Source organism: Sphingobium sp., assembly GCF_049304695.1.
GTDB lineage: Bacteria > Pseudomonadota > Alphaproteobacteria > Sphingomonadales > Sphingomonadaceae > Sphingobium.
Map to the genome: position 1 here is coordinate 1 of NZ_JBAQOK010000057.1, position 4,811 is coordinate 4,811.

Consider the following 4,811-nt stretch of genomic DNA (forward strand, 5'->3'; position numbering starts at 1 on the left):
GCATATCAGCCTGACCGGCGATTACCTCTGGGAACAGGCAAGGCGACTTCCCGCAGGTGAATTCCACCCACTCAACGAGCCAATGGCGCGGTTGAAGCGTGTTGCGTAGCCGATGTTCCGCTTATGCCCGAGAAATCGTTGTCTGGCGCACGAACCTTGAGGTAACGCCATCCCGTCGAACTTTCCGACGCAACACCGGCTGCCCTGCATCATCGACGCCATGAAGCTGAAAAACGTTCTTGGCGATGTCGAGGCCAATCGTGGTAATCTGCATCCGGACGGCTCCTTCCCGTTGATGGTCGCTGACAGCATCATCCTGGCACGAATCGATGCCGCTGGGTCAGGGGCCGTCCACCTCATCAAGCTTCCTGCTGGAGTGGAGGCTAGCAGGAATGGCCAGACCTTATTCAAACGACTTGCGGGAGCGTGTGGCGAAGTTCGTCGCGTCAGGCCGAACGGTTCGTGAGGCGGCTGGTGTCTTTCGGGTAAGCGTGTCGAGCGCGGTGAGATGGTCTCAGCGTTGGCGCGGGACGGGCACCGCGGCATCGCGGCCGAGGATTGGCCGACCAGGTCGGCTGCTAGCATCCGAGCAGTCATGGCTTTTGGGCCGACTGGCCGAGCAGCCGGACCTGACGGTACGGGCATTGGCGATCGAGCTGCGCGAGCGGGGATACCGCACGATCAGTCACAACACGGTTTGGGCGCTGCTGCACTCGGCCGGTTTCAGCTTAAAAAAAAACGCTATTCGCCGACGAGCAGTTGAGGCCGTCGATCGCCCGACGGCGCGAGCAGTGGAAGAAGTATCAGCACCTGCTTGAAGCCAAACGACTCGTTTTCATCGACGAGACTTGGGCCAAGACGAACATGACGCCGATCCGGGGCTGGTGCCGGCGCGGCCAGAAGCTGGTGGCGCGGGCGCCCTTCGGCAAATGGCGCACCCTCACCTTCATCGCGGCGCTTCGGCATGACCGGATCGATGCACCCTGCGTTCTCGATGGGCCGATAAACGGGGAGATCTTTACCGCTTGGGTCGAGCAGTTCCTGGTGCCGACACTTAAGCCTGGCGACATCGTCATCATGGACAATCTGGGCAGCCACAAAGGCGCTGCAGTCCGCAAGGCGCTCCGCTCCGCTGGGGCCAAGCTGTTCTTCCTGCCAGCCTACAGCCCGGACCTGAACCCGATCGAGCAGGTCTTCGCGAAGCTCAAGCTCCTGCTCCGCAAGGCCGCTGAGCGATCGGTCGAAGCCACATGGCGTCGGATCGGATCCCTCCTCGACGCATTCCCTCCAGCCGAATGCGCAAGCTACCTGCGAAACTCCGGATATGCTTCAATATGAGCAGGACAGACTCTAGCTCTCTCCACCGGACAGCCTGTCCGGTATATCGACCCCGCCACTTTTGAGGTTATCGGCACCGGCGAGTTGCTCAAGCGCTGCGACCGCAGCTGAGCTGCGCGCCGCCCTTTGCCGGTTTTCTCGGCGAACCAACTCTTCATAGCGACAGAGCGGGACCGAATCCGAGGCCTCGCTCATGCGCCGAACCCCTTCTCCAGACCAGCAATCAGATCGTCTAAATGCTCAAGCCCAATTGAAAGCCGTAGCAGGCCATCGTTGATGCCGGCCATTTGTCGCGCCTCAACGCCCATGTCGGCATGCGTCATCGTCGCCGGATGAGAGATGAGGCTTTCGACGCCTCCCAGCGATTCTGCGAGCGTAAAGGTGCCGATCGCGGTGATAAAGCGGCCCACCGCCTCGACCCCGCCTTCGAGCTCAAAGCTCAACATGGCGCCGAAACCGTGCTGTTGAGATGTGGCAATGACATGGCCTGGGTGGGAGGCGAGGCCGGGATAGTGCACAGCGCACACTCGGGCGTGCTGCTCCAGATATTTGGCAATCATGCCTGCGGTCCGCTGCTGCCGCTCAATACGTGGGAACAGCGTCCTCAATCCTCGTAACGTCAGCCACGCATCAAAGGGGGCGCCCGTCACCCCTACGACGTTCGCCCAGACAGCGAGCTTCAGGTATTCGTCGGCATCGGCCGTGATGACAGCGCCGCCGATCACGTCCGAATGGCCGTTGAGATACTTGGTGGTGGAGTGGATTACATAATCCGCCCCGAGTGTGAGCGGCCGTTGCAGCGCTGGCGAGAGGAAGGTGTTATCGACTGCAACTCGCGCGCCGGCGGCCTTGGCGAGCGCGCAGATCCCGCGAATATCGACAACGCGCATCAGCGGATTGCTCGGGGTCTCCACCAAGACTAGCGCCGGCTTGTCGGAGAAGGCAACGGCGAGCGCATCCCCATCCGATTGATCGATAAATGTTACCCGGAATTGCCGTTTTGCGGCTCGCGCCAGCAGGAGGCGGCGGGTTCCGCCGTAGCAGTCGTGAGGTGCCAACACGAGATCGTCGGAATCAATCTGCGCCAGAAGCAGATCGACAGCGGCCATGCCGCTTGCCGTAATGACCGCACCCGCGCCATGTTCGAGGCGAGCAAGCGCTTCGGCGAGCATCGCCCGCGTCGGGTTTCCCGCGCGACCATAATCAAATTCGCGCGGCTGCTCAAAGCCCTCGAAAGTGAAGGTGCTTGTCAGATAGATCGGCGGAGCCACCGCCCCAAATGCCGCATCGGTTGCCACGCCGTACGTTGCGGCAATCGTCTCGGGTGCTTGTTCTTTCGTCATCAGGGCCTCTTATACGCCGCGGATCGCACGATAAAGCCAATCAACGATCCAGGCTGTGGGCTTGCGCCACCGATGGGCCCGCTACCGGAATTTGGCCATCAGCCGTCCAACTGCGCCGGCTTCAGCTGTAAGATTGCGATTGTACGCGAGCGGCATGCGCGGGCTTTTCCAGCGCAGCGCGTCCATGATCCCGGCCAGATCCTCGCCGCTCGCGAACAGATCCTGGTTGAGCCCGATCCGCGTCGAATGCGCGCTGATCCCCTTGAGCAGCCGCGCCAGATCATCCGCGGTCAGATCGGGCAGAGCGCCACGATCGAACGCCCGCTGGATCATCGATCGATAGATTGGGCCGATGGACGCGGGATGAAGCGCCACGGTGCCGAGGTCATACTCGACCCGTGCCGGTAGCGCCGGCTTCGACAGGGTCTTGCGCAGATCCCACGTCTCTCGCCCTGAGATGCTGTCGATCGGCCGACCCCGCACGGCAGCGCGGGCCTTGTAGCGCCGCACCTGCACCCGCCGGAACAGCGGCCCTGCGGTGATCCCGGCCGCCTCGGTCCAGGCCGCGATCGCCGCGACGGTGCGCGGGCTCAGAAACGCGGTTGCCCCCTCCCCGTCCTGATCGCCTTTGCTGCGCAAGATCTGCAGCAGACGCGCCTCGGGGTCGATCGCCTCCTCGATATGTTCGACCGCGACCGCCACCAGCTCGGAGGCCCGCAGCCCGGTGTCGTAAGCCGTCGACAGCAGCGCCCGATCACGCAGGCCCGGCAGATCGTCTCCGCAACTCTCGAGCAAGGCGCGGATGTTGAGCCCGCGCGCCTTGTCGCGCTCGACGTCGCGTACCGGACCTTTGAACCGTAAGGGCCGCGCCTGCTTTTGTGCCGCCCCCTTCTCGCGGCGGACCGCCTGCAGCCGCAGCTTGACCAATGGGGCGGGCGTCGGATCCTTCAGATCGAGCAGCTGGTGGATCTTGGCGATCGACGCCTTGTAGCGGGAGAGCGACGCTGGCCGGCTCCCCTTCCCCGCCCGGGCATCGAGATAATCGGCCACGGTCTCGGCCGTTGCCGGCAGCGCAATCCGGTTGGAGCGCCGGCACCAGGCATCGAATGCTTCGACATCGGATTTTAGAGCGCGGATGCTGTGCGGCGACGAGGCGGCTTGGTACGCTGCGATCAGCGCCTCGTTGACGGTGATACGCTCGCCGGCGCGCATCTGCACGATCGTCCAGGCAAGGTCGACCGGGGCCCTGACAGCCGGCAGGTCCGCCTCCGACGGCGCTACAGCGGTTTTCGGCCCTTCCCGGGCAGTTTCGGTGCCCATGATGCGCCACGCTCCTCAACGTCGCTTGTAGCTTATCTTATAAAGAGGCGTCAATTCCGCTTATATGATAACTGCAATTATCGCAGGTCGATATTTCAGGAGCAACAGCATGGTAGACGCTAGGGCTACTTTGGGGATATGTTGAACGCCATGCCTGCTGCCATCCCGGACCTCTCAGAGCCAATCTGGACTTCCAGGCTGGTCGCCCGTCTGGAACGGGCGGCGGCGGCGATAGGCCGCCTCGATGCCCGTGTTTCTGCCAGTCCTGCCGCAGCGCCATGGCAGCGACGCGCCACCTGGACCGGCTATACCACAGCGCTGCAGGTGCAGGGCGCCGAGATTGACGAAATTGATATTTTCGGCCGGGAATGCGCCGTCAATCTTCCCGGCCGCCCGCCGATGCCGACCAATCTGGACGATCGTGATGCGCTTCCGATTTGGCAGCGGCAATTAGCCCAGCGCGAATCCCGTTATTGGCGAGACGAGCTCGCGATCTCAACGGACGTCCCAAAAGATTGGAGCCGGCGGCCAGCCCTCCTCCGCGCGCTTGAGATTACGGCCCGGCGCGCCCGCGCAGACAGCACGATCACGCCGTGGCTTGCCGTCCCCGGGCTCCTGCGATCGATGATGATAACCCAGGCCGTGCTGCCGTGCCTGACCATTGGCGACAAGGCGCTTCGCCTCTCGCCGCGCGACACGCAGGCCATCGTCCTGCGTAACCTCCGGTCGCTTACCGATCGGGCGGAAGAGGGGCTGGTCAGGCTCCAGGCGCTCGAGGAAGACCGTTTACGCGCCGCCGCAGCCCTCCAT

At 63.3% G+C, this 4,811-nt stretch carries 4 protein-coding genes and 2 pseudogenes; 2 read left to right on the top strand and 4 right to left on the bottom strand.

Features of this window, described 5'->3' with window-relative positions:
- Positions 1 to 169 precede the first annotated feature (169 nt).
- A pseudogene (locus WA070_RS09000) lies at positions 170 to 274 on the bottom strand (IS110 family transposase); the annotation flags it as partial.
- A 118-nt stretch (positions 275 to 392) separates the two neighbouring features.
- Between WA070_RS09000 and WA070_RS09005 the strand changes: the two are divergent.
- Positions 393 to 1,338 (top strand): IS630 family transposase gene (locus tag WA070_RS09005; RefSeq protein WP_161633889.1). Its coding sequence is split into 2 segments (ribosomal slippage): positions 393 to 731 and positions 733 to 1,338, totalling 945 coding nucleotides; the frame shifts between segments, so codons are not numbered across the junction.
- Positions 1,339 to 1,350: 12 nt separating this feature from the next.
- On the opposite strand, the gene WA070_RS09010 is transcribed toward WA070_RS09005, so the two are convergent.
- The 3 genes from WA070_RS09010 to WA070_RS09020 form a co-directional block, all read right to left on the bottom strand.
- The gene (locus WA070_RS09010; protein ID WP_281822818.1) at positions 1,351 to 1,533 is read right to left on the bottom strand and encodes a hypothetical protein; all 183 of its coding nucleotides are present in this window, start codon (positions 1,531 to 1,533) and stop codon (positions 1,351 to 1,353) included.
- Complete coding sequence (gene metB, locus WA070_RS09015) at positions 1,530 to 2,681, bottom strand: cystathionine gamma-synthase (protein WP_024018140.1); 1,152 nt, start codon at positions 2,679 to 2,681, stop codon at positions 1,530 to 1,532. The genes WA070_RS09010 and metB overlap by 4 nt, the downstream gene beginning before the upstream one ends.
- A gap of 81 nt (positions 2,682 to 2,762) precedes the next feature.
- Positions 2,763 to 4,001 (bottom strand): tyrosine-type recombinase/integrase, encoded by a 1,239-nt coding sequence (locus WA070_RS09020; RefSeq protein WP_024018139.1) that lies wholly within the window; start codon positions 3,999 to 4,001, stop codon positions 2,763 to 2,765.
- Positions 4,002 to 4,139: 138 nt separating this feature from the next.
- Here WA070_RS09020 and WA070_RS09025 point away from each other — a divergent pair.
- A pseudogene (locus WA070_RS09025) lies at positions 4,140 to 4,811 on the top strand (hypothetical protein); the annotation flags it as partial.